This window comes from Variovorax sp. F042 (genome assembly GCF_057814215.1).
Map to the genome: position 1 here is coordinate 305,548 of NZ_JBVASX010000003.1, position 24,126 is coordinate 329,673.

Annotated in this window: 16 protein-coding genes; 11 read left to right on the forward strand and 5 right to left on the reverse strand. The window is 66.8% G+C overall.

From position 1 onward, the window contains the following. The gene (locus ACZYSP_RS14240) at positions 1 to 1,500 is read right to left on the reverse strand and encodes an NCS1 family nucleobase:cation symporter-1 (RefSeq protein ID WP_354337193.1); all 1,500 of its coding nucleotides are present in this window, start codon (positions 1,498 to 1,500) and stop codon (positions 1 to 3) included. A gap of 226 nt (positions 1,501 to 1,726) precedes the next feature. Here ACZYSP_RS14240 and ACZYSP_RS14245 point away from each other — a divergent pair, with 226 nt between their 5' ends. Further along, the gene (locus tag ACZYSP_RS14245; RefSeq protein ID WP_093076867.1) at positions 1,727 to 2,497 is read left to right on the forward strand and encodes a FadR/GntR family transcriptional regulator; all 771 of its coding nucleotides are present in this window, start codon (positions 1,727 to 1,729) and stop codon (positions 2,495 to 2,497) included. Positions 2,498 to 2,572: 75 nt separating this feature from the next. Here ACZYSP_RS14245 and ssb read toward each other — a convergent pair whose 3' ends face one another. Then, entirely contained in the window at positions 2,573 to 3,130 is a 558-nt protein-coding gene (gene ssb, locus ACZYSP_RS14250) for a single-stranded DNA-binding protein (protein WP_093076866.1), read from the reverse strand. Between the two features lie 108 nt (positions 3,131 to 3,238). On the opposite strand from ssb, the gene ACZYSP_RS14255 reads away from it, so the two are divergent. Together ACZYSP_RS14255 and uvrA are read left to right on the forward strand one after the other, a co-directional pair. Further along, positions 3,239 to 4,627: a chloride channel protein gene (locus tag ACZYSP_RS14255; RefSeq protein ID WP_489014761.1), complete on the forward strand. Its 1,389-nt coding sequence runs from the start codon at positions 3,239 to 3,241 to the stop codon at positions 4,625 to 4,627. An 18-nt stretch (positions 4,628 to 4,645) separates the two neighbouring features. Then, the gene (uvrA, locus tag ACZYSP_RS14260) at positions 4,646 to 7,762 is read left to right on the forward strand and encodes an excinuclease ABC subunit UvrA (protein WP_093053828.1); all 3,117 of its coding nucleotides are present in this window, start codon (positions 4,646 to 4,648) and stop codon (positions 7,760 to 7,762) included. A gap of 19 nt (positions 7,763 to 7,781) precedes the next feature. Here the strand turns inward: uvrA and ACZYSP_RS14265 are convergent, their stop codons facing one another. The 3 genes from ACZYSP_RS14265 to ACZYSP_RS14275 are packed head-to-tail and all read right to left on the reverse strand — an operon-like array spanning position 7,782 to position 11,787. Further along, a complete protein-coding gene (locus tag ACZYSP_RS14265; protein WP_093053825.1) occupies positions 7,782 to 8,537 on the reverse strand; it encodes a GntR family transcriptional regulator in 756 nt (251 codons plus the stop codon). Next, positions 8,534 to 10,303, reverse strand: coding sequence for a glycerol-3-phosphate dehydrogenase/oxidase (locus ACZYSP_RS14270; RefSeq protein ID WP_093076864.1), 1,770 nt, complete (start codon positions 10,301 to 10,303; stop codon positions 8,534 to 8,536). The genes ACZYSP_RS14265 and ACZYSP_RS14270 overlap by 4 nt, the downstream gene beginning before the upstream one ends. Continuing rightward, entirely contained in the window at positions 10,300 to 11,787 is a 1,488-nt protein-coding gene (locus ACZYSP_RS14275; protein WP_489014764.1) for an FGGY family carbohydrate kinase, read from the reverse strand. The genes ACZYSP_RS14270 and ACZYSP_RS14275 overlap by 4 nt, the downstream gene beginning before the upstream one ends. A 181-nt stretch (positions 11,788 to 11,968) precedes the next feature. Between ACZYSP_RS14275 and ACZYSP_RS14280 the strand changes: the two genes are divergently transcribed. The 8 genes from ACZYSP_RS14280 to ACZYSP_RS14315 all read left to right on the forward strand — a co-directional run bounded on the left by ACZYSP_RS14280 (position 11,969) and on the right by ACZYSP_RS14315 (position 24,106). Further along, positions 11,969 to 13,015, forward strand: coding sequence for a substrate-binding domain-containing protein (locus ACZYSP_RS14280; protein ID WP_093076861.1), 1,047 nt, complete (start codon positions 11,969 to 11,971; stop codon positions 13,013 to 13,015). Beyond that, the gene (locus ACZYSP_RS14285; protein ID WP_489014766.1) at positions 13,012 to 14,535 is read left to right on the forward strand and encodes a sugar ABC transporter ATP-binding protein; all 1,524 of its coding nucleotides are present in this window, start codon (positions 13,012 to 13,014) and stop codon (positions 14,533 to 14,535) included. Before ACZYSP_RS14280 ends, ACZYSP_RS14285 begins: the two co-directional genes overlap by 4 nt. Next, the gene (locus tag ACZYSP_RS14290; protein ID WP_489014768.1) at positions 14,532 to 15,569 is read left to right on the forward strand and encodes an ABC transporter permease; all 1,038 of its coding nucleotides are present in this window, start codon (positions 14,532 to 14,534) and stop codon (positions 15,567 to 15,569) included. The genes ACZYSP_RS14285 and ACZYSP_RS14290 overlap by 4 nt, the downstream gene beginning before the upstream one ends. Before the next feature lie 11 nt (positions 15,570 to 15,580). Further along, the gene (locus ACZYSP_RS14295) at positions 15,581 to 16,561 is read left to right on the forward strand and encodes an aldo/keto reductase (RefSeq protein WP_426393138.1); all 981 of its coding nucleotides are present in this window, start codon (positions 15,581 to 15,583) and stop codon (positions 16,559 to 16,561) included. A gap of 46 nt (positions 16,562 to 16,607) precedes the next feature. Then, the gene (locus ACZYSP_RS14300) at positions 16,608 to 17,459 is read left to right on the forward strand and encodes a class I fructose-bisphosphate aldolase (protein ID WP_093053811.1); all 852 of its coding nucleotides are present in this window, start codon (positions 16,608 to 16,610) and stop codon (positions 17,457 to 17,459) included. A gap of 190 nt (positions 17,460 to 17,649) precedes the next feature. After that, positions 17,650 to 22,359, forward strand: coding sequence for an Ig-like domain-containing protein (locus ACZYSP_RS14305; protein WP_489014770.1), 4,710 nt, complete (start codon positions 17,650 to 17,652; stop codon positions 22,357 to 22,359). Between the two features lie 146 nt (positions 22,360 to 22,505). Further along, on the forward strand, positions 22,506 to 22,745 hold the full coding sequence (atpE, locus tag ACZYSP_RS14310) for a F0F1 ATP synthase subunit C (protein WP_012745530.1): 240 nt from the start codon (positions 22,506 to 22,508) through the stop codon (positions 22,743 to 22,745). 155 nt (positions 22,746 to 22,900) lie between these two features. Continuing rightward, the gene (locus tag ACZYSP_RS14315) at positions 22,901 to 24,106 is read left to right on the forward strand and encodes an ABC transporter substrate-binding protein (RefSeq protein ID WP_489014774.1); all 1,206 of its coding nucleotides are present in this window, start codon (positions 22,901 to 22,903) and stop codon (positions 24,104 to 24,106) included. Positions 24,107 to 24,126: the final 20 nt, after the last annotated feature.

Genomic DNA, 24,126 nt, shown 5'->3' on the forward strand with positions numbered 1-24,126 from the left:
TCAAGCCTCCGAAGGCCTGGTCTGTTGCGGCACCGTCGTCTGCTTCTGCAGCCGCATCGACGCAACGTACACGACGGTCGAGATGGCGATGCCCGCGAACCATGCGTAGGTGTAGATCGTCTTGAAGACTTCGGGCACGGTCGGAAAGACGCTCGGCAGCGCCGCATTGAGGAATCCGGGGAGATTGGGCAGGACACCGGCGATGAACGCTGCGATTGCAGCAGGGTTCCACCCGTTCCTGTACCGGTACTCGCCATGGTCGCTGTACAGGTCGTTCACTTGCAGCTGCGTGCGGCGGACGATGTAGTAGTCGGCAATCAGGATGCCGGCGATCGGCCCGAGCAGCGCGGAGTAGCCGATCAGCCACGTGAAGATGTAGCCCTGCGTGGATTCGAGCAGCTTCCACGGCATCATCGCGACCGCGATACCGGCCGTGATGTAGCCCCCCGTGCGGTACGAGATGGCCCGCGGATTCAACGCCGAGAAATCGTAGGCCGGGCCCACCAGGTTGGCCGCCAGGTTGACGCTGACGGTATCGACCAGCAGCACGATCAGCGCGATGAGCACGGCCGCGCCCGTCATGCGGCTGGCCAGGTCGACCGGGTCCCAGATCGCCTTGCCGTAGATCACGACCGTGGCGGAGGTGACGACCACCGCAAGGGCCGCGAGCAGCCCCATGGGAACGGGCAACCCGACCGCCTGCCCGACGATCTGGTCGCGCTGCGATTTCGCGAAGCGCGTGAAGTCGGGAATGTTCAGCGCAAGGGTGGCCCAGAAGCCCACCATGGCCGTCAGCGACGGCCAGAAGACCGCTGCGAACTGACCCGCCTTCTTGCCGCCTTCGACGAACTGCGAGGGCTGCTGCAGGATCGGGCCCAGGCCTCCGGCGCGGTTGAGCGCCCACGCCAGCAGCACGAAGCAGATGAGGATCTTCAGCGGCGCCGTGTACGTCTCGAGCTTGCGGATCGATTCGATGCCGTGAATGACGAAATAGAACTGGAGCGCCCAGAAGACAAGGAAGCTCGCCAGCTGGAAGAAGTTGATGCCCAGCCAGGCGATCTTCTCGCCTTCGAGCGGATGGCCGATCAGCACGCCGACCAGCGTGTAGATCATCATCCCGCCGAACCAGGTCTGGATACCGTACCAGCCGCATGCCACGAGCGCGCGCAGCAGCGCCGGTATGCGGGCGCCCCGGGTGCCGAACGAGGCACGCGCGAGCACCGCGTAGGGAATGCCGTACTTCACGCCCGCATGCCCGATCAGCAGCATCGGGATCAGCACGATGAAGTTCCCCAGGAAGACCGTGCCGACGGCCTCGGACCAGGACATGCCGGACTCGATCAAACCGGCGGCAAGGGTGTAGGCGGGAATGCACATCACCATGCCCACCCAGAGCGCGGCGAAGTGATACCAGCGCCAGGTGCGCTGCTCGGGCCGCGTGGGCGCCAGGTCGTCGTTCCAGAGTCTCGAGTGGGCTTGCAAAGGTTCGCTTGATTTCATGATTTTTCCTTTGAGAGAGTCACGTGGGGCTGGGAATTGAGCTTCTTCGATATGCCTACTATTTATCCGTATAAAACATATAAATAGGAGCATTACATAGCAAGTTCGATGCCCGAACAAGCCCGATCACCGGCCTATTGCGCATGTTTTTGACTCAATTGCATTCAATTGCATCGATTTATCATGGGCGATCGGCTCCGCTCGGGAGCTCCCCAAGGAACAGGGCATGCCCATTGGTCAACGCGCAAGAAAACGCCCCAAGCTCTCGGACCTCGTCGTCGAAGACGTGAAGCGCTGGATCGTTACGGAGCGCAAGCAGCCGGGCGACCGGCTACCGAACGAGAAAGAGCTCGTCGAGCTTTTCGGCGTCTCGAAGAGCACCATGCGGGAGGGATTGAAGGCACTGGAAGTGCGCGGCCTGATCAAGACGCGCACAGGCCCGGCCGGCGGCGCCTATCTCCAGCAGGTCTCGCTGGATCACGCATCAGAGCCGCTGCGAAACTTCCTGCACTTCCACCACCTGGACGGGCATCACATCTACCAGCTGCGCAAGATCCTGGAGCCCGAACTCGCGGTCAGCGTCGTCGGCCGGCTCGACGCGAAGCAACTGGACCTGATCGAGCAGACCATCCGCCTGTGCGAGCAGGAGCCTCGCAACGACATCGAGTTGCGCGCACAACGCGTCGCCGAGCTGGAGTTTCACAACCTGCTGGCGGACAAGTGTCCCAACGCCCTGCTCGCCTTCATGTGCCGCTTTCTCAACGACCTGCTGCGCGACCTCATGGTCTACAAGAATGCGTGGGAGCACCGCCACTTCGGCGAAGCCAACCTGGGCTTTCACACCAGGCTGCTGCAGGCCTTCCGCGATGAGGATGCCGACGCCGTGCATCGCCTGATGACCGAGCACATGGTCGATGCCGAAACGCACATGCACGAAATGGAAGTGCACGTCGGCGTGCAGCAGTTGCTGATGCCCGCGGGTCGGCGCCACGCGTGACTGGCCTGCCCAAATAGAAAGAGCCGCTCCCTTTCGGGAAGCGGCTCTTTGCTTGTGAACCTGCGAAGGTCCGGATCAGAACGGAATGTCGTCGTCCATGTCGTCGAAGCCCGACGAAGACTTGGCCGGTGCCTGGCGCGGAGCCGGCGCCGCAGCGCGCGGAGCGGCTGCCGGCGCGCGCGGGGCGTAACCGCCGCCGCCGCCACCACCACCATTGCCGCCTTGCGAATAACCACCGCCGCCACCCTGCGAGTAGCCGCCGTCGTCCTCGGGACCGCCCGACGGGCCGCCCTGGCCCTGACGGCTGCCGAGCATCTGCATCTGGTCGGCGCGGATCTCGGTGGTGTACTTTTCGATGCCGTCCTTGTCGGTCCACTTGCGCGTGCGCAGGCTTCCTTCGACATACACCTGCGAGCCCTTGCGCAGGTACTGGCCGGCGATTTCGGCCAAGCGGCCGTTGAAGACGATGCGATGCCACTCGGTGGCTTCGCGCATTTCGCCGCTTTGCTTGTCTTTCCAGCGATCGGTGGTGGCCACTGTGACGTTCGCGACCTGGTCGCCGCTCGGGAAGGTACGCATTTCGGGGTCGCGCCCCAGATTGCCGACGACGATGACTTTATTGACCGATGCCATATGCACTGCCCCTGATAAGTAGATGAAGGAGGAGGTTGAGAAGAACCCTCGATTGTGCCCCAAGGCGATCGGCCGCACTCCCGCCAGGTGCCAGAATGGGCCTCTCCGATGAACCGCGAACCAGACTTTTTCGAGCATCTGCGCGCCGAGCTGTCGAACGGCCGCGTCTGGCTCGACCGGGCGATCGTGCTGGGCTACGCCATCGCGGCCGGGCTGTTCGTGGTGGGCTTCACGCTGGCCAGCGACTGGGTCTTTGGCGAATTCCACCGCTTCTACGCCGCCTGGCCCTGGGCGGTGCTGCTGACGACACCGCTGCTCACGGCCGGCATCGTCTGGTTCACATTGCGCTTCTTCCCCGGCGCGGGCGGTTCGGGAATTCCGCAGATCAAGGCGGCCCTGAATCCGGCCCTGCCCGAAGAGCGGCGCTTCGTTTTTGCCTCGCTGCGGCTCACGGTCGCCAAGATCGGGCTGGGCGCGGCGGGCTTCGCGGCCGGCCTTTCGATCGGGCGCGAGGGGCCTTCGGTCCAGGTGGCGGCGGGGGTCATGCAGCATGCGCGCCGCTGGCTCTCGCCCAACACCACCATCGATGGGCGGGCGCTGCTGGTTGCCGGCGGTGCAGCGGGCATCGCGGCAGCCTTCAATGCGCCGCTGGCGGGCGTGGTCTTCGCCATCGAGGAGCTGTCGGGCCGGCTCGAGGCACGCTCCAGCGGCTTGATCATCACGGCCATCGTGCTGGCGGGCCTGGTGGCGGTGTCGGCCTTCGGCAATACCAGCTACTTCGGCGTGATCCGTGTACCCCGGCTGGGCTGGGACGTGCTCGGACCCGGCCTGCTGGTCACCCTGCTGAGCGGCGCGGCCGGCGGGCTGTTCGCGCGGCTGCTGATCGCCTCGCTCACGGGCGCGGCGGGGCGCTTCAACCGCTGGCGGGCGCGCTTTCCGGTGCGGTTCGCGGCCTGCGGCGGGCTGGCCGTGGCCGTCATCGGTCTGGCGACGGGCGGCGTCACCTTCGGCGCGGGCTCCGAGGCGGTCAAGCAGATGCTGCAGGGCCACGACGAGCTCACGCCGCTCTACACCGTGCTCAAGTTCATCGCCACCTGGCTCACGGCCTGGTGCGGCGTGCCGGGCGGCATCTTCGCGCCGTCGCTGTCGATCGGCGCGGGCATCGGCGACGCGGTGGCCCGGCTGGCCAGCAGCGACCAGGGGCCGGCACTCATCGCCATGGGCATGGCCGGCTTCCTGGCGGCGGTGACGCAGGCGCCGCTCACCGCCTTCATCATCGTCATGGAGATGGTCGACGGCCACTCGATGGTGCTGAGCCTGATGGCCGCGGCCATGCTGGCCAGCCTGGTCTCGCGGATGATCAGCCGCCCGCTGTACGACACGCTGGCCGAGCACATGGTAGGCCGGGCCATAAGCAGTACGGGCAGTACGGGCAGTGGGGGCAGCACCGAGCCAGTGCATCCGCCCAGGCCTGCAGAGCCCGGCCACTCGCCATGAAATGCGCGGCGGTCTATCATGTCCGGTTGCCCTCGGACGATCGCCCCCTTGAATTCAATATCCACTGAAGACACCGCAGCCGACGCCGAAAGCGCACGCGATGCGGAGCGCGAACGCGCCACCTACCTCGGCGCAGTGCTCGCACAGCAGCGCATCAGCATCCGCGGCGCGCGCACCCACAACCTGAAGAACGTCGATCTCGACATCCCTCGCAACAAGCTGGTGGTGATCACCGGCCTGTCGGGCTCGGGCAAGTCGAGCCTGGCCTTCGACACGCTGTATGCCGAAGGGCAGCGGCGCTACGTCGAGAGCCTGTCGGCCTATGCGCGGCAGTTCCTGCAGCTCATGGACAAGCCCGACGTCGACGTGATCGAGGGCCTGTCGCCCGCCATCAGCATCGAGCAGAAGGCCACCAGCCACAACCCGCGCTCCACCGTGGGCACGGTGACCGAGATCCACGACTACCTGCGCCTGCTGTACGCCCGCGCCGGCACGCCCTACTGCCCCGACCACCACCTGCCATTGCAAGCGCAGACGGTCTCGCAGATGGTCGATGCCACGCTGGCCTTGCCCGGCGAGCCGCGCCTGATGATCCTGGCGCCCGTGGCGCGCGAGAAGAAGGGCGAGTTCCTCGAACTCTTCGCCGAGATGCAGGCGGCCGGCTACGTGCGCTTTCGCGTGGACGGGCAGACCTACGAATACAACGACCTGCCCAAGCTCAAGAAGACTGAGAAGCACGACATCGACGTTGTCATCGACCGCCTGCGCGCGCGCGCCGACATGCAGCAGCGCCTGGCCGAGAGCTTCGAGGCCGCGCTGCGCCTGGCCGAAGGCCGCGCTATTGCACTCGAGCTGGGCGCCGAGGGTGCGGCTGATAAAGAGCACCTGTTCAACGCCAAGTTCGCCTGCCCGATCTGCCACTACTCGCTGTCGGAGCTGGAGCCGCGCCTCTTCTCGTTCAACTCGCCCGTGGGCGCCTGCCCCAGCTGCGACGGCCTCGGCCACCGCGAGGTGTTCGACCCGGCGCGCGTGGTGGCCTTTCCTTCGCTGTCGCTGGCCAGCGGCGCCATCAAGGGCTGGGACCGCCGCAACGGCTACTACTTCAGCATGATCGAGAGCGTCGCGAAGCACTACAAGTTCGACGTCGACGCGCCCTTCGAGTCGCTGCCAGCCTCGGTGCAGCAAGTGCTGCTGCACGGTTCGGCCGCCGAGGAGATCAAGTTCAACTACACCATGGAATCGGGCAACTTCGCGGGCAAGAAGCTCACGAAGAAGCATCCCTTCGAGGGGATCATCCCGAACATGGCGCGGCGCTACCGCGAGACCGATTCGGTGATGGTGCGCGAAGACCTCGCGCGCTTTCGCAACCTGCAGCCCTGCCCCGATTGCGGTGGCTCGCGCCTTCGCCCCGAAGCGCGCAACGTGTTCCTGGTCGACGAATCGAACCGCCCGGCCGACGGCAGCGAACCGCCGCGCATGGCGATCTTCGAGCTCAGCCGCCTCACGCTGCGCGATTCGCTCGCGTGGTTCCATACGCTCAAGCTGCGCGGCGCCAAGGCCGACATCGCCGACAAGGTGGTGCGCGAGATCGGCCTGCGCCTGAAATTCCTGAACGACGTGGGCCTGAACTACCTGAGCCTGGACCGCAGCGCCGAGACGCTCTCGGGCGGCGAGGCGCAGCGCATCCGGCTCGCGTCGCAGATCGGCTCGGGCCTCACGGGCGTGATGTACGTGCTCGACGAGCCCAGCATCGGCCTGCACCAGCGCGACAACGACCGGCTCATCGGCACGCTGAAGCATCTGCGCGACATCGGCAACAGCGTGATCGTGGTCGAGCACGACGAGGACATGATCCACGCCGCCGACCACGTGATCGACATGGGCCCCGGCGCGGGCGTGCACGGCGGGCGCGTGATGGCGCAGGGCACGTATGCCGAGGTTTCATCCAACCCCGACTCGCTCACCGGCCAGTACCTGTCGGGCACGCGCAAGATCGAAGTGCCGAAGCACCGCACCGCGTGGCTGCCCGTGGTGAGCAAGCCTGCATTCAACGAAGGCAAGAAGGCCTCGCGCTTTCCGCCGAGCCCCGCGGCCGAACGCCGCGCCGCACGCGAGGCCGCCCACCTGGCCACGCAGACCGACCTGCAGGAAATTCGCGTCGTCGGCGCCACCGGCAACAACCTGAAGAACGTGAGCGTTGCCTTCCCGGTCGGCCTGCTGACCTGCGTGACGGGCGTCTCGGGCTCGGGCAAGTCGACGCTGGTGAACGACACGCTCTACACGGCAGTGGCGCGCACGCTGTACCGCGCGCACGAAGAACCGGCTGCGCACGAATCGGTCGAGGGCATCGAGTATTTCGACAAGGTCATCAATGTCGACCAGAGCCCCATCGGCCGCACGCCGCGCAGCAACCCGGCCACCTACACGGGGCTGTTCACGCCCATCCGCGAGCTGATGGCCGAGACCAACACCGCGCGCGAGCGCGGCTACGGCCCGGGCCGCTTCAGCTTCAATGTGGCGGGGGGGCGCTGCGAGGCCTGCCAGGGCGACGGCGTGGTGAAGGTCGAGATGCACTTCCTGCCCGACGTGTACGTGCCCTGCGAGGTCTGCCACGGTCAGCGCTACAACCGCGAGACGCTGGAGGTGCTCTACAAGGGCAAGAACATCGCGCAGATCCTCGAGATGACGGTCGAGACCGCGCACGAGTTCCTGAAGGCCGTGCCGACCATCGAGCGCAAGCTGCGCACCCTGCTCGACGTGGGCCTGAGCTACATCAAGCTCGGCCAGTCGGCCACCACGCTGTCGGGCGGCGAGGCGCAGCGCGTGAAGCTGGCGCTGGAGCTCAGCAAGCGCGACACCGGCCGCACGCTCTACATCCTCGACGAGCCGACCACCGGCCTGCACTTCGCAGACATCGAGTTGCTGCTGAAGGTGCTGCACCAGCTGCGCGACGCGGGCAACACCATCGTCGTGATTGAGCACAACCTCGACGTCATCAAGACGGCCGACTGGCTGATCGACATGGGCCCTGAAGGCGGCGCGGGCGGCGGCATGGTGGTGGGCGAAGGCACGCCGGAAGACATCGCGGCGAACGAGGCGAGCCACACGGGGCGTTATCTGAAGCGGCTGCTGTAGCCGCTTCTCGTCATCAACCTCAGGTCGTCGTCTGCACGTGCAGGCGGCTGGTCTTGCAGCGGTGGAGCGCGCGGTAATGCTCCAGCGGCCGGCCGTTGGCGCCGTAGGCGATCGATTCGATGCGCAGCAGCGGCTCGGGCTGCGGCAAATTGAGCAGCTGGCAGGTCTCGGCGTCTGGCAGCACCGCATCGATCCAGCGTTCGGCGCGCACCAGGCGCAGGCCGTACTGGCGGCGCAGCACGTCGTAGAGCGAGCGGTCGTCCAGGCGCGTGCGGTGTAGGCCCGGCGCAAGGTCGGCGGGCACCACGGTTTCGACCAGCAGGCGCAGCTCGCCGTCCACGCTGCGCAGGCGCTTCAGCGCGACCACCTGCGTGTCATCACTCAACCCAAGTGACGCGGCTTCCTGCTCGGTGGGCGCGCGCAGTTCCTGCGTGAGGATCTGCGTGCGAACCGAGCGGCCCTTGCGCTCCATCTCGTCGGAAAAGCCGAGCACGGTAGAGACGAAATCCTCGTCGCGCTCGCGTGCCGACACGAACGCGCCGCGTCCCTTGATCTTGTAGATGAGGTTGTTGCGCACCAGGTCGGCCAGCGCCTCGCGCACCACGATGCGCGAGATGCCGAACTGCTCGCCGAGCTCGGCTTCGGACGGCAGCTTGGCGCCGATGGGCAGCGCGCCCTGCAGGATCTGCAGTCGAAGCGCATCGCGGAACTGGGCCCACAGGGGCGACTCGGAGTCGCGGTCGAGCACGGTCGAAGTTTCGGTCGAAGAGTTCACGTTGAGGGCTGGCCCAAGGCCTGAGGAGTCATCAATGATGCATCGAAAGACGGCGGCGCATCGGCCACCACCGGCGAAAGCCGCACGCCGTGGCGCTCGCGCAGGGCGGCGGAGCAGGCTTGCAGTTCGTGGTGCGCCTGCGCTGCGTCCCAGCCGAGCGCCTCGGCTGCGATGCCAGCCATTTCAGCCAGCGCGGCATCGGTGACGAGCCCGCGAATCGCCAGCAGCGTGCGGCGGATCACGAGGTCGTCGAGATGGACCACGCCGGTTTCGAGGCAGAGGTACGAGAGTTCGGCAACCGAGTAATCGGGCGCGTGCTGCAGCGGCACGTCGCCCGAGGCACCGAGGCGCTGCGCCAGCGGCAGCGCCTTCGATCCGTAGCGGCGCAGCAGCACCTGTGCGCGCGTGCGGCCCAGGCCGGAGGTGGCAACCATGCGATCGACGAAGCGCTCCGTCGCCTGTGCATCGGCAGGCAGCTCCGCACCGCCGCCGATGGGCAGCAGTTCGGTCGATGCGGTGCGCGGGCGGCCCAGCTGCTGCAGCACTTCGTTGGTGGCTTCTTCAGCAAGTGCACGAAAGGTCGTCCACTTGCCGCCGACGAGGCCGACGATGGGAATGTCGCGCGTCGCATTCGGCGGGTCGAGCACCACCGAATGGTCGCGCGAGATCTGGCCCGGCTTGTCGGCGTCGGAGCGTGCGAGCGGCCGCACGCCGACATAGGTGTAGACCACGTCGCCGCGCCCGAAGGAGAGGTTCGGGAACACCTCGGCCAGCACGTCGAGCAGGTAGTCGACCTCTTCGGGCTCCGTGCCGATCTGATCGGGGTCATCCACCGGAATGTCGGTGGAGCCCACCAGCACGCGGTCGAGAAAGGGATAGACGATGCACACGCGCCCGTCCACCGCCTCGAAGTAAGCCATGCGGCCTTCGAGTGCATCGCGCAGCGCGGGGTGGTCGAGCACGAGGTGCGAGCCCTTCGTGCCCATCACGCGTGAGCCCGCGCCGCCGAGCACGGCCGTGCTTCGGTCGAGCCACGCACCGCTGGCATTCACCACGGTGTCGGCCGTCACGCGCACCAGCGCGCCGGTGATCTCGTCGCGCAGCGTGAGGATGTTGCCCGCGCAGCCCATCACGCGGCAGTAGTTGGCGGCGGCCGAGCGCGGCTGGTCGCGGCAGGCGTCGCCGATGAGTTCGAGGATCAACCATTCGGGGTGGCTGATCCACGCATCGAAGAAGGTGGCGGTCCAGCGCACCGCGGCGCGGAACAGGCTGCGGTCGTTCTGCGGCACGCGGCTGATGCGGTGGTTGGGCATCACGCGCTGGCGGCGGCCCAGCAGGTCGTACAGGCGCAGGCCCGCCGCCACGGCCAGCAAGCCGCGCGTGCGCTGCGGCGGCGTGCGGCCGAAGAACTTGAGCGCGCTGCTCATGAGGCCGCCGAAGAAGCTCGACAGCGGCACCACCGTCTTCAGCGGCTGCACCAGGTGCGGCGCGTTGCGCAGCAGCAGGTTGCGCTCGCGCGTGGCTTCGGCCACCAGCGAGAAGCTACCGTTCTCCAGGTAGCGCAGGCCGCCGTGGATCATGCGCGAGGGCGCGCTGCTGGCACCCGCGCTGAAGTCGCCCTTGTCGACGATGAGGCAGTCGACGCGCTGCAGGCACAGGTCGCGGAACACGCCGACGCCGTTGATGCCGGCGCCGACGATCACTGTCGAGAAATGACGATCCGCCAGCGAAGCCGGACGCACGAAAGGCAGTTGCCAGGCGCTCATTTCGCAGCTCCCGACAGATGGGAAAACACAGGAGACATGGTGTCGATCAGTTCGTTGAAGCCGGCGTTGAAATCGGCATGGGCGCGTGCCTCGGCGGCATCGGGTTCGACCGTGTCGCAGGGCGCGAGCAAGGCGCTGCCTTGTTCGGCGTGGTCGATGCCTTGCGACATGGCGGCGTAGATGGCTGCGCCGCGCGCGCCGGTTTCGTCGTCGGCGCAGCGTTCGACCGGGTGAGCCAGGAAGCCGGCGAGCAGGCGCACGAGGCGCGTGTCGCTCGCACCGCCGCCGAGCACAGTCGATGCGGACACGGGCAGGCCGCAGGCTGCAAGGCGCGCGGTGTGCCGCGCGTGCAGCGCGGCGACCGAATCGACCACCGCGCGCGCCATGTCGCCGCGCGTGTGGTGGCTCTTGAGCCCGACGAAGCCCGCCGTCACGCCGCCACCGCCGTTGACGAAGGGCAGGAAGCGCAGGCCGCCCGCGCCCAGCGGCACCGACATCGCCAGGTCGACGACAGCGCGCGAATCGGGCAGCCCGAGCACGCCGGCCAGCCATGCGATGTTGGCCATCGACGACGGACTGTTCTCCATGTAGAGCCGCTTGTCCTCGCGGCCGAAGTTCACGACGGCGGCAACGTCGGGCTTGGGCTCGATCACAGGGCCGATCACCGCGTTCACGCACCACGTGCCGAAGACCGACACCGCGCGGGCGCGCCCTTCCGCGCAGATCGCGGTCATCGAGGCGAGCAGGTCGATGGCGCCCATCGCCACGGGGATGCCGGCGGGCAGGCCGCACAGCGCGGCTTCGGCAGGCCGCAGCTTGCCGACGACCTCGCCGCTCGGCACCAGCGGCCCGAAGACGTGCGGCCCGAGGTCCGCGATGCCCGATGCATCGAAGGCCGCCTGCGACCACGTGCCCGTTGCGATCGACACCAGCCCGGCAGTGCTTGCATCGCTGGCATCGGTCGCGATCTCGCCTGTCAGCAGAAAGCCGAGATAGTCCTTCGCGAACAGCAGCCGGCGCACCGCCCCGCGCTGCACGGCATCGGTGCCCAGCAGCTCGGCCGCGATCACGGTGGGCTGCCCCGGCCACGGCCTGCAGCCGACATCCGCGAACAGAGCGTCGCCATGGCCCAGTGAGAGCGAACGTGCACGCGCATCGGCGCGCTGGTCGGTCGACGCCACGGCCCGCCCGCCCACGAGTTCGTTGCGCACATCGAGCGCATAGAGCCCCGCGCCGTGGCCCGTGCAGCCGATGGCGCGGACCTCGGCCGCGCGGGCGCCGAGCTGGTGGGCGACGTCGCGCAGCACGTGGGTCAGGGCCGCGCGGATCGCCGTCGCGGCCACTTCGCATCCCCCTCCAGGCAGCCGGTCGTGCGGCAGTGGCATTCGGGACAGGGCGATGGAGCGGCCGCTCCCGGCTTCGAGGGCCAGGGCTTTCAGGCTGCTCGACCCCATGTCGATGCCGATCAGTATGTTTGGCTTCATGTCATAACAGCTTCGGCGGAATAAAAGCGCGTTGCCAGTAGCGTTTCCCCTAGTTATCCCGTCAAACGGGCAGCGCGTACATTCTAGCCTGTCATAACAACTGTCGTGACGCAGAGGATCAAAGCGCTGCCCTGAAAAGCAGCATTGCAAGCTGAGCCCACCCAACGTGAGGAGACAAAAAATGAGGCGTAATTTCCTGAAGTCCGCCGCGGCAGCCGGCATCGGCCTGGCCGGCGCCAGCGCATTCGCGCAGCAGCAGGCCGCGGCACCCGCCGCGGGCGGCGGACTGCGCGGCAACCCCAGCGACGTCTACGTGATGAACGTGATGGTGTCGGGGGTCGAGTACTGGTTTCCGGTCTACGAAATGATGAAGCAGCTCGGCCGCACGCTGGGCGTTCGCACCCGCTACACCGGCACGCCGGAGTACGACGTGAACAAGCAGCTCGCATCGTTCGAGCAGGAGCTGGCGCGCAAGCCTGCCGGCATCCTGCTGCACCCGATGAACCCCGACCCGTTCATCGAGCCCATCAATCGCGCGGCGGCGATGGGCATCCCGGTCGTCACCTTCGCGGCCGACTCGCCGAACTCCAAGCGCACCTCTTTCATCACGTCCGACAACGACCGCGAAGGCACGCAGGCCGCCGACGCCATCGCCGCATCGCTGGGCGGCAAGGGCGAATACGCTGTGCTGGAGAACCCGGGCCAGGACAACCACGACCGCCGCATCGCCGCCTTCGTGAACCGCATGAAGGCCAAGCACCCGGGCATGAAGCTGGTCGGCCGCGCCGCCAGCAACCAGGACCCGAACAAGGCCTACCAGGCGGTGCTGAGCCTGGCGCAAGCCAACCCGAACCTGGGTGCCCTCTTCATGCCCGAGGCCAACTCGGCGCTCGGCGCGGCGCAGGCCAAGGTCGAGACCAAGAAGAACATCAAGGTGATGTGCTGCGACGTGAACGCCAAGATCCTCGACATGATCAAGTCGGGCGACGTGTTCGGCGCCATCAACCCGAACCAGGGCATGCAGGGCTACATGGGCATGATGATGCTGTTCCTTGCGAAGAACCCGACACTCATCGACCCGATGAACGACGCCAAGCGCAACGGCACCAACCCGATGGCCGTGCCTTTCCTGGACAACGGCCTTGCCGTGGTCAGCAAGGCCAACGCCGACGACTTCTACTGGGACAAGTACCTCGCCCGCCGCGGTACCAAGGGAATCGGCGAGTGAACGCAGTGAGCGCATTGCTCGAACTGAAGGGGATCAGCAAGCGCTTCGGCGCTTCGCGTGCGCTCTCGGGCGTGGACTTCTCGCTGCACCGCGGCGAGATCCACGCCCTTTGCGGCGAGAACGGCGCGGGCAAGTCCACGCTGATGAACATCATCGACGGCATCCACCAGCCCGACGAAGGCACGATCTCGCTCGACGGACAGAAGGTCGTCATCGACGGCCCGGCGCACGCCATGCGCCTGGGCATCGGCCTGGTGCACCAGGAGATCGCCCTGTGCGGCGACGCCACCGTGGCCGAGAACATCTTCATGCCGGAGATCAACGCCGGCAAAACCGCGTGGATGAACTACGCGAGCCTCAATGAGCGCGCCGCCAAGGTGCTGCAGCGACTGGGGCAGGACATCGATCCTTCCGCGCTGGTGAAGGACCTGAGCATTTCCACGCAGCAGCTCATCGAGATCGCCAAGGCGCTCACGCTGAACTGCAAGGTGCTGATCCTCGACGAACCGACGGCCGCGCTGACCGACAACGAATCGGCCGCTCTCTTCAGGGTGCTGCACGACCTCAAGACGCAGGGCATCGGCATCATCTACATCAGCCACCGCATGGCCGAGATCTTTGCGCACGGCGACCGCGTCACCGTGCTGCGCGACGGACGCGACGTGCACAGCGGCCCGCTCGCCGAGCTGAACGCCGACGACCTGGTGCGCCGCATGGTCGGGCGCGACCTGGGCAACTACTACCCGCCGAAGCAGGAAGAGCCTGCATCGGACGAACACGTACTCGAAGTGACCGACATCGCCGACGGCGAGCGCGTGCACGGCGTGTCCTTCACGCTGAAGCGCGGCGAGATCCTCGGCATTGCGGGCCTGATGGGCGCCGGCCGCAGCGAGCTCGCCGAAACCGTGTGCGGCCTGCGCCCCGCGCGGCGCGGCACCGTGCGCCTGCGCGGCAAGCAGCTCACGATCCGCAAGTACAGCGACGCATTGCGCAAAGGCATCGCCTACCTCAGCGAAGACCGCAAGGCAGCCGGTGTGTACCTCGACCTGCCCATTGCGCAGAACATCGCATCGATGGCGCTGAAGCGCGTCAGTTCGCGCTTCGGCCTGCTTCAACGCTCGGCCGAACACAGGCTGGCAGTGGAGCTCGGCACCAAGCTCAAGCTGAAATCCGACGGGGTCGACATCGACGTGGCGAGCCTGTCGGGCGGCAACCAGCAGAAGGTGGCCATCGCCAAGCTGCTGGCCACCAACCCCTCGGTGCTGCTGATGGACGAGCCCACGCGCGGCGTGGACGTGGGCGCCAAGTCGGAGATCCATCGCATCCTGCGCGAGCTGGCCAACCAGGGCGTGGGCGTGATCGTGATCTCTTCGGAGCTGCCCGAGATCATCGGGCTGTGCGACCGCGCGCTGGTGATACGCGACGGCCGGCTGGCCGGCGAAGTGCAAGACAACGAAATGACGGAAGAGGCGCTGCTGCGGCTGGCCTCCGGACTTTGCGAAGAGGAAACGACAGCATGAACTACCCAGCACAACTCGATGCGGGGGCCGCCCCAGGCCTCCAGCCGCGACCACAGACTGGAGGAGGAGGAGGCCCCGTGAAACCCGCCAGCAAACTCGGCAGCATGCGCGAGATGGGCTTGCTGCTCATCATCGCGGCGCTGTGCGTGGGCATGAGCTTCGCGTCGCCCTACTTCCTCACCTGGGACAACGTGCGCGCGATGCTGCTGTCGTTCTCCATCGAGGGCATCGTGGTGGTGGGCATGACGATCCTGCTGATCGTCGGCGGCATCGACCTGTCGGTGGGCTCGGTCGTGTGCTTCGCGATGGTGGTCACGGGCAAGCTCTTCCTCATGGGCTTCGACCCGTGGACGGCGGGGCTGGTGGCCATCGGCGCAAGCGCGCTGATCGGCGCGATGATCGGCGGCTGCGTCACGCGCATCGGGCTGAACCACTTCATCGCCTCGCTGGCCTTCATGGTGATCGTGCGCGGCCTGTGCCTGGCGCTCACGCAGGGCACGCCGCAGTCGCTGTTCTCGCTGCCGGCCGAGTTCAAGTTCATCGGCCAGGGCACTCTCTTCGGCATTCCGGCCGTGATCCTGATCTTCCTGGCGATCGTGGTGGCAAGCGACTTCGTGCTGCGCCGCTCCACCCTGCTGCGCCGCGTGTTCTACACGGGCAGCAACGAGAAGGCCGCGCTGTACTCGGGCATTCGCGTGGGCAACGTGAAATTCTGGGTCACGGTGCTGTGCTCGGCCTCGGCCGGCCTGGCCGGCGTGATCTACACGGCCCGCTTCGGCGCCGCCACGCCCACCTTCGGCATGGGCATGGAGCTCAACGTGATCGCCGCAGCGGTGATCGGCGGCGCCAGCCTCAAGGGCGGCTCGGGCACGGTGCTGGGCGCTGTGCTGGGCCTGGCGCTGCTGTCGGTGGTGACCAGCTCGCTGATCCTGCTCGACGTGTCGCCTTACTGGCAGGACGTGATCAAGGGCCTCATCCTGCTCGCAGCCGTGACCATCGACCACCTCATGAACACGAGAAAGACCAAGCGATGAACAACGCATCGATGAAGAAGACCACGCTCGGCCCTTCGGGCATCGAATGCTCGGCCATCGGCCTGGGCACCTGGGCCATGGGCGGTTGGATGTGGGGCGGCGGGGACAACGCCGCCGCCGTGCTGGCCATACAGGCTTCGCTAGACGCGGGCGTGAACCTGATCGACACCGCGCCGGCCTACGGCCTCGGGCGCTCCGAGAGCATCGTCGGCACCGCGCTCAAAGGCCGCCGCCACGAGGCCGTGATCGCCACCAAGTGCGGACTGGTGTGGCACACGCAAAAGGGAACGCACTTCTTTGAAGAAGACGGCCACCCGGTGTATCGCTACCTCGGGCGCGAGTCGATCATTCACGAGGCGGAAGAAAGCCTGAAGCGCCTGCAGACCGACTACATCGACCTCTACATCACGCACTGGCAGGACAGCACCACGCCGGTCGAAGAGACGATGAGCACGCTGCTCGAACTCAAGAAGCAGGGAAAGATCCGCGCCATCGGCGTGAGCAACGTGAGCCCCGAGACGCTCGCCGAGTACCTGCGCTACGGCCCGGTCGACGCGGCGCAGGAGCGCTACAGCCTGATCGACCGCGAGATCGAGCAGACGCTGGTGCCCCTGTGCAGCGAGAACAACGTGGCGGTGCTGGGCTACTCGTCGCTGGCGCTCGGCCTGCTCGCCGGCCCCATCGACCCCGAGCGCAAGTTCAACGGCGACGACCAGCGCGCGAGCAACCCGCGCTTCAGCGCCGGGAACCGCGGAAAGCTCAAGGCCTTCTTCGAGGAGATCGAACCGCTACGCAAGCAGCTCGAATGCTCGTTCGGCCAACTGATGATCGCGTGGACGCTGGCACGCGGCAGCATCTCGGTGGCGCTGTGCGGCGCACGCGTCAGCAAGCAGGCCATCGAGAACGCGGGCGCCGGCTCGGTGTACCTGCGCGACGACGCGCTGCAGCTCATCGACACGGCGGCCAGCAGGCATCTGCTCGCGCTGGCCTGACTCACCTTTTCTGTCCCACAACCAAACAAGCAAGGATTTCTTTCGTATGTCGAAGGACAAGACCGCACGCCTGAACCGGCTGCTGAACAACGGGCGCTGCCTGGACATCGCGCTCGACCATGGCGTGTGCAACGAGCCCTCGTTCCTCAACGGGCTCGAGGACATGCCGGCGGTGATCGACAAGCTGGTCGCCGCCGGCCCCGACGCGATCCAGCTCAACTACGGCCAGGCCGATCTGCTGCAGGACCGCCCCGGCCGTGACAAGCCCGCGCTGGTGCAGCGCATCGACATGGGCAACCCCTACAACGCCACCGCGCACCGCGTGATGTGGGCCGTGCTGCAGAACGAGCATGACCCGGTGCTGCCTGCCGTGCAGCGCGACGCCGCCTGCGTGGTCGTCAACCTGTTCATGCTGCCGGACGAGCCCGACCTGTTCCGCCAGTGCGTGCAGAACATCGCGCGCGTGCGCGCCGACTGCGACCGCTACGGCATGCCGCTGATGATCGAGCCGCTGGTGATGCAGTCGCCCACGCCCGGCAGCCGCTACATGGTCGACGGCGACGCCGAGAAGATCGTCACGCTGGTGCGCCTGGCGCGCGAGATGGGCGCCGACATCGTCAAGGCCGACCCGACCAGCGACCCGGCCGACTTCCACCGCGTGGTACAGGCCGCGCGCTGCCCCGTGCTCGTGCGCGGCGGCGGGCGCGAAGACCTGCAGCAGGTGTTCGCGCGCTCGCGCGTGCTGATGGACGAAGGCGCCGTCGGCATGGTGTACGGGCGCAATGTGTACCAGCACGCCAATCCGTCGGCGGTGGTCGATGCGCTGATGGCCATGATCCACCGCGGCGCGAGCGCCAAGGAGGCGTGGGACATCTATGAATCGGGCGGCGTGAAATGAGCTGACGCCACCCGACCAAGGAGAGAGCGAGAGAGGGAAGAAGAGGAAGCAAAGGCTGTACGGCGGGCGACGCATGCGTCGCCCGCCGGGGTGCGTCCTGCGCGCGAGCTTTTGCCAGAAGAAAAAAGACGGAGCGAGTTGGCCGAGAAAAAGGGTTCCCCTGCGGACTTCAAACAACCTGGAGGCAACGATGAAAATCCGGTATTACTTGATGGCGTTCCTGCTGCCGTTCGTCACGCTGCTGACGCACGCGGCAATCACCGGGGTCAGTCCGATGACGACCCTGAACAACATGGCGGCAGCGGTCTCCGCGGCCGTCGCCGACCCGCTCCCGCTGCAGGGGCCGGGCCTGGGCAACCTCACCTACACGTCGGCCGAGCTGTTCAAGCCGGTGTCGATGATCACCAGCCCCGCGCACCCGCTCGATCCGGCGCACAGCAGCGCCTACGAATCGCGCGAGGTGCCCGCCACCTACCCGGGCCGCAAGGACTACGGCATGAACGCGGGCATCATGGTCAACGGCTACTTCCTCACCTCCTTCGCGCCGGACAGCGGCCTGGGCCCGGGCGGCTTCCTGCTGTACGACGTGTCGAACCCGCGCCAGATCCAGCTGGTCAAGAAGATCTACGAACCCGAGGCCCGCACCAAGGAGTTCCGCGAAACGCACTCCTTCGGCACCGCGAAGATCGGCGGCAAGACGTACGTGGTGCTGCCCAGCATCAACGGCGTCGAGTTCTGGGACTTCACCGACGTCAACGACATCAAGCAGGTGAAGAAGCTGGCGCTGCCCGGCGTCAATGGCGGCGACTACGAGAACGTGGCCTGGCAGCTCTGGTGGCAGGCACCCTACCTGTACGTGGCGTCGGCGGGCCGGGGCATCTTCATCGTCGATGCCGGGGACCCCGCGAACGCCGTGATCGCGAACCGCGGCGCCGGCAAGCCCAATCCGGTACCCACCGGCGAGCTCGGCGGTTTCCGCATCGGCCCGATCTTCACGATGGGCAACCACATGGTGCTGACCGCGATGGAAAGCAATGGCGGCTTCGCGAGCCTGGACATCTCCGATCCGCTCAACCCCAAGGTGCTCGACTCCATCGTGGGCACCACGCCGTTCTACTACGCGACCTGCTTCGACGGCCGAAACCTGCATGCCTCCGCGCGCAACAGCGGCGCCAGGATGTACAGCTACGACCTGAGCGACCGCTCGCACTTCGTGGCCGAGGACAACCGACTCGTCATCGACGAACAGCTGTACTGCGCCACGCAGGACAACTACGTCATCCAGGGCGCGCAAACGCGCATCCACAAGGTCGACGTGAGCAATCCGCTCAACCACGTGGAGGTGGGCCGAGGCAGCATCCTGCGCGAGGACGACCCGAACTTCACGCATTCGGACAACGGCCAGGTCGCGATGTTCGGCAATCTCGTCTTCGTGGGCAACGACCATGGCTCGGGCAGCGGCTTCGTCGTGCACTCGGTGGACCCTGATACCACCAAGCCCGAGGTCAAGCATGTCTCGCCCGCCAACGGAGCGAAGCAGCAGGCGCTGACATCGCGCATCGGCCTGGGCATGACGGACAACATCCGGCCCGAGAGCGTGAACTCCAACACCTTCATCGTGCGCCCTGTCGGCGGCAACACGCTGGCCGGTACCTACAGCGTGCAGTTGGGCATCATCAACTTCCACCCCGACCAGCCGCTCTCGCCCGGCACCAGCTACGAAGTGTTCCTGCCGGCCAACGGCGTGAAGGACTATGCGGGCAACGCCATCGGCGCGGACTACAAGTCGACGTTCAACACCGGCAACGCGACCGACATCAACCTGATGCACTACTGGACGCTGGCGGGCAACCTCTCCGACCAGATCGGCGCCAACAACGGCACGCCCGCCGGCGGCGACGCGTTCGAGAGCATCGGCATGAACTTCGCGAACCGCACCACCGGTGTGCCGCTGAAGAACGACAGCGTGGCCACCGTGCTCGGCGGCACCGCGTCGCTGAGCTTCTACATGAAGACCACGCAGGCGGGCGGACCCAACTCGTGGACCGCGCCCGGCATCTTCGGGCGCGACCAGTCCGGCGGCGCGGACGACGTGTTCTGGGGCTGGCTCGACAACGGCGGGCGCATCAAGCTGTCGATCGGCAACGATGCGGGCACCACCTCCACCGCAGCGGTGAACGACGGCAGCTGGCACCACGTGGTGATGACGCGCGACGCGGCCTCGGGTGCGCAGGCCGTGTACGTCGATGGGGTGAAGACCACATCCACAGGCCCCACCGGCAACAAGGGCCTGTCGAACAAGTTCAACCTGCTGGGCCAGATCCAGGGCAATGCCACGCTCTTCAAGGGCACGCTGGCGGAGGTGCGCGTCTACGGCCGCGTGCTCAACGACAGCGAGGTGAGCACGCTGCGCGGCCAGGCCATCATCGGCGACCCCGGCATCGGCGGCGGACCGAAGATCGTCAACGGCCAGCTGGTGTTCAACCCGGCCACGCTGGGCAGCAGCGGCGCGCAGTTCCGCTGGAACTTCGGCGACGGCACGCAGACTGCCTATTCGAGCCAGCCGAACTACACCTACACCTACACGCGCCCCGGCCACTTCACGGTGACGCTGACGGTGAAGGACAGCAGCGGCCGCGAGACCTTCTACACCTACAACCTCACGGTGATCGTTCCGACCACGGCGCGGGCGCCCACGCACACCACCAACATCGCAGGCGACGCGAACTCGGTGTATTCGGTCAACCCCGACAGCGGCACGGTCGCCGCGATCAACGCGCAGACCCTGGCCAAGCTCTGGGAGACCCGCGTGGGCGATGAGCCGAAGACGCTGGCAGTAGGCCCCGACGGACGCATCTGGGTCACGGTGCAGGGCGAGGACAAGCTGGTCGCGCTCAACGCGGCAGACGGCGCCATCTCCGCCACCGTGGCGCTCGCCTACGGCAGCGGCCCCTACGGCGTGGCCTTCACGCCCGATGGTGCGAAGGGCCTACTGACGCTGGAGAGCAAGTCGGTGCTGATGAGCTTCGACCCGAGCAACGGCGCCACAACCGGTGCGGTCGCGCTCGATGGCGCGCTGCGCGGCATTGCCGTCAACTCCGACTCGCAGGTGGCCTACGTCACGCGCTTCAAGTCGAAGATGACGGGCGGCCAGCTGCACAGGGTGAACCTGCAGAGCATGAGCGCCATGACCACCATCGCGCTGCCGGTGGACACCACCACGGTGGACACCGAGAGCCGCGCGCGCGGCGTGGCCAACTACCTGAGCCAGGTCGTGATCTCGCCGGACGGCAAGCGGGCGGTGCTGCCTTCAAAGAAGGACAACATCGTGCGCGGCAAGTTCAGGGACGGCAACAACCTGGTGCACGACCAGACGGTGCGCTCCATCCTGTCGCAGGTCGACCTGCAGGCCGCGGCGGAGAAGTTCGACGAGCAGATCGACTTCGACGACCGCGCACCGGCGCGCGCCGCGCTGTTCTCCGCCTCGGGCGACTACCTGTTCGTTGCGCAGATGGAAGGCAACCGCGTCGCCATCGTCGATCCGTACAGCCGCTCGGTGCGCGGCGAGATCAACGCCAGCAGCGCGCCGCACGGCCTGTACCTGGACTCGGCGCGCAAGCGGCTGTTCGTCAACAACTTCCTGGCGCGCTCGGTGTCGGTGCACGACGTGGCCTCGGTGCTGAGTTCGGAGACCAATGCCCCGACCTTCCTGCAGAACGTGTCGACGGTGGCGCAGGAGCCGATGGCGGCCGCGGCGCTGCGCGGCAAGCAGGTGTTCTACAACGCCTCCGACCGGCGCATGAGCAAGGACAACTACATCTCCTGCGCGAGCTGCCACGCGGACGGCGGCGATGACGGCATGGTGTGGGACTTCACCCAGCGCGGCGAGGGCCTGCGCCGCACCATCAGCCTGCAGGGCCGGCGCGGCATAGGCCACGGCAAGCTGCACTGGACGGCCAACTTCGACGAAGTGCAGGACTTCGAGAACGACATCCGCAACGAGTTCGGCGGCACCGGCTTCCTGACGAATGCGGACTTCGCGGCCACCTCCGACCCGCTGGGCGCGCCCAAGGCCGGCAAGAACGCGCAGCTCGACGACCTGGCGGCCTACCTGGGCTCGCTGAGCAAGTTCATGCGCAGCCCGGCGCGCAACGCGGACGGCAGCCTGAGCGTGGATGCGACGCGCGGCCAGACGCTGTTCAGTTCGGCGCAGTGTGTGACCTGCCACTCGGGCGGCACCTTCCGCGACGGCCTGCGGCACGACGTGGGCACGATCCAGGCATCGTCGGGCAAGGGCATGAACCAGCCGCTGGCGGGCGTGGGCTTCGACACGCCGACGCTGTCGGGCACTTGGAACACCACGGCGTTCTTCCACAACGGCCAGGCGGCCACGCTGCAGGACGTGCTCACCAGCGGCCACGGCAACGCCAACAGCCTGCCAGGGGCCGACCAGGTGGCGATCCGCGAGTACGTGCGCTCGCTCGACACCGCACCGGCCGTCGTCGCGCGCATTCGCTCCGACCTGAACCCCACGATGTGCGTGAACATCAAGGGCGCGGCAACCACCAGCGGCACGACCGCCGTGCAATGGCCGTGCGGCAACGCCGGCAACGAGAAGTTCACGGTGAACAGCCTGACGGGCGGCTACGTGCAGTTCGTGGCAGAGCACAGCGGCCTGTGCCTGGCGCAGAACGGCACCGCGACGACGAATGCGCCTGTGGTGCAGCTGGCGTGCACCGCCGGCGACACGACGCAATGGAGTCTGGTCGGCGGGACGGTTCGCAACCGCGCATCGGGTTCATGCCTCGATGTGCCGAACGGCTCGACAACGCAGGACACGGCACTCATCACGTGGACCTGCAACGGCGGCAACAACCAGAACTGGACCCAGTTGCCCTGAGGCTCTGACGCTCCCCTGAAAGCCGGCCGCTTCTTGCGGCCGGCTTTTTTTTCGTGCAGCCCATGACCTCCCACGTCATGGACCGTGCGCACCCTCTCTGGGAAAGTACCTCCATCGAATCAATCAACCAACCAGGAGAAAACACCATGACCGGCTTCAACATCCTTCCCCTCGCAGTCGCCCTGCTGATCGGCGTCGCGGCCCTCGGCTCCTGCCTCGGCATCGGACTGGTCGGCCAGAAGTTCCTGGAAAGCACCGCGCGCCAGCCCGAGCTGGTCGACACACTACAGACCAAGTTCTTCCTGGTGGCCGGCGTGACCGACGGAGCCTTCATCATCGCCACCGGCATCGGCCTCTGGTTTGCCACCGCCAACCCCTTCGGCTGAGCAGGAACGAGACGGCGCACTGGCACCATTCGTGCTAGCACTGTTGACACCGAATTGTTTACAGTTAAAGTATTTAGCTATCAACGGTTTGATGTCGCCGGTGCCGCATGGGGCGGTACCGGTGCGTTGTTTCATCTTTCCCTGCCGGAGAACCCATGAGCCACCTGCCCCCGAAGTCGCCCGCGCTGCCGCGCACCCTGCTTTCGCTGCTGCTGTGCGGCGCAGCCCTCGGTACCGCGGTGTCGGCCGCTGCCGCACCCGTCAAGGTGGGCCTGGCCCTCGACATCTCGGGGCCCTTCGCGGCATTGGGCGCCGAGGCGCGCGACGGCTTCGCGCTGGGCATCAAGCAGCTGGGCGGCAAGCTCGGCGGACAAGACGTCGAATTCGTGCAGGCCGACATGGCCGGCAGCCCCGACCAGGCCAAGCAGCTGGTCGACCGCATGATCCAGCGCGACAAGATCGACATCTTCAGCGGCCCCATCGGCTCCAACGTGGCGCTGGCCGTGGGCCCCACGCTCTTCAACGCCAAGGTGCCGTACCTCTCGGCCAACGCCGGCCCGAGCCAGTTCGCGGGCGCGCAGTGCAATGCCTACTTCTTCGGCACCGCCTACCAGAACGACCAGTTCCACGAGGCCGCCGGCAAGTTCGCGCAAGACCGCGCCTTCAAGAAGATCGTGCTGATCGCCCCCAACTACCCGGCCGGCAAGGATGCCCTTGGCGGCTTCAAGCGCCAGTTCAAGGGCCAGGTGGCCGACGAGCTCTACACCAAGCTGGGCCAGATCGACTACGCCGCCGAGCTCGCGCAGCTGCGCGCGGCCAAGCCCGACTCCATCTACTTCTTCCTGCCCGGCGCGATGGGCATCAACTTCATCAAGCAGTTCGTGGGCGCGGGCCTGTCGAAGGACATCACGCTCGTGACCAGCGGCTTCTCGGCCGACGAGGACGTGATCGGCGCCGTGGGTGACCCGATGCTCGGCCTGTTCAACACCTCGCACTGGGCGCACGACCTCGACAACGCTGCCAACAAGGCCTTCGTGGCCGCGTTCCGCAAGGAATACAACGGCCGCTACCCGTCGGTGTACGCCGCGCAGGCCTACGACGCGATCCTCGCGATGGACGCCGCCGTGAAACAGTCCGGCGGCAACGCGCAGAACCGCGAAGCCGTGGTGGCCGCGCTGAAGAAGGCCAACTACGCATCGACGCGCGGCAACTTCAAGTACGCGAACAACCACTTTCCCATCGAGAACTTCTACCTGCGCGTGATCGGCAAGGACACGCAGGGCAAGGTCACGAACAAGCTGATCAACACGGTTCTCACGAACTACGGCGACAGCTACGCAGACAAGTGCCCCCTGAAATAGGCTCGCCCCCAGGCTTCGCG

Bases quoted from the DNA above. Each gene is read 5' to 3' on its own strand.
- ssb (WP_093076866.1), bottom strand. From the start codon at position 3,130: ATGGCATCGGTCAATAAAGTCATCGTCGTCGGCAATCTGGGGCGCGAC.
- ACZYSP_RS14245 (WP_093076867.1), top strand. From the start codon at position 1,727: ATGCCCATTGGTCAACGCGCAAGAAAACGCCCCAAGCTCTCGGACCTC.
- ACZYSP_RS14275 (WP_489014764.1), bottom strand. From the start codon at position 11,787: ATGAAGCCAAACATACTGATCGGCATCGACATGGGGTCGAGCAGCCTG.
- ACZYSP_RS14305 (WP_489014770.1), top strand. From the start codon at position 17,650: ATGAAAATCCGGTATTACTTGATGGCGTTCCTGCTGCCGTTCGTCACG.
- ACZYSP_RS14300 (WP_093053811.1), top strand. From the start codon at position 16,608: ATGTCGAAGGACAAGACCGCACGCCTGAACCGGCTGCTGAACAACGGG.
- ACZYSP_RS14270 (WP_093076864.1), bottom strand. From the start codon at position 10,303: ATGAGCGCCTGGCAACTGCCTTTCGTGCGTCCGGCTTCGCTGGCGGAT.
- ACZYSP_RS14290 (WP_489014768.1), top strand. From the start codon at position 14,532: ATGAACTACCCAGCACAACTCGATGCGGGGGCCGCCCCAGGCCTCCAG.
- ACZYSP_RS14240 (WP_354337193.1), bottom strand. From the start codon at position 1,500: ATGAAATCAAGCGAACCTTTGCAAGCCCACTCGAGACTCTGGAACGAC.
- atpE (WP_012745530.1), top strand. From the start codon at position 22,506: ATGACCGGCTTCAACATCCTTCCCCTCGCAGTCGCCCTGCTGATCGGC.
- ACZYSP_RS14255 (WP_489014761.1), top strand. From the start codon at position 3,239: ATGAACCGCGAACCAGACTTTTTCGAGCATCTGCGCGCCGAGCTGTCG.
- ACZYSP_RS14315 (WP_489014774.1), top strand. From the start codon at position 22,901: ATGAGCCACCTGCCCCCGAAGTCGCCCGCGCTGCCGCGCACCCTGCTT.
- ACZYSP_RS14280 (WP_093076861.1), top strand. From the start codon at position 11,969: ATGAGGCGTAATTTCCTGAAGTCCGCCGCGGCAGCCGGCATCGGCCTG.
- uvrA (WP_093053828.1), top strand. From the start codon at position 4,646: ATGTCCGGTTGCCCTCGGACGATCGCCCCCTTGAATTCAATATCCACT.
- ACZYSP_RS14295 (WP_426393138.1), top strand. From the start codon at position 15,581: ATGAAGAAGACCACGCTCGGCCCTTCGGGCATCGAATGCTCGGCCATC.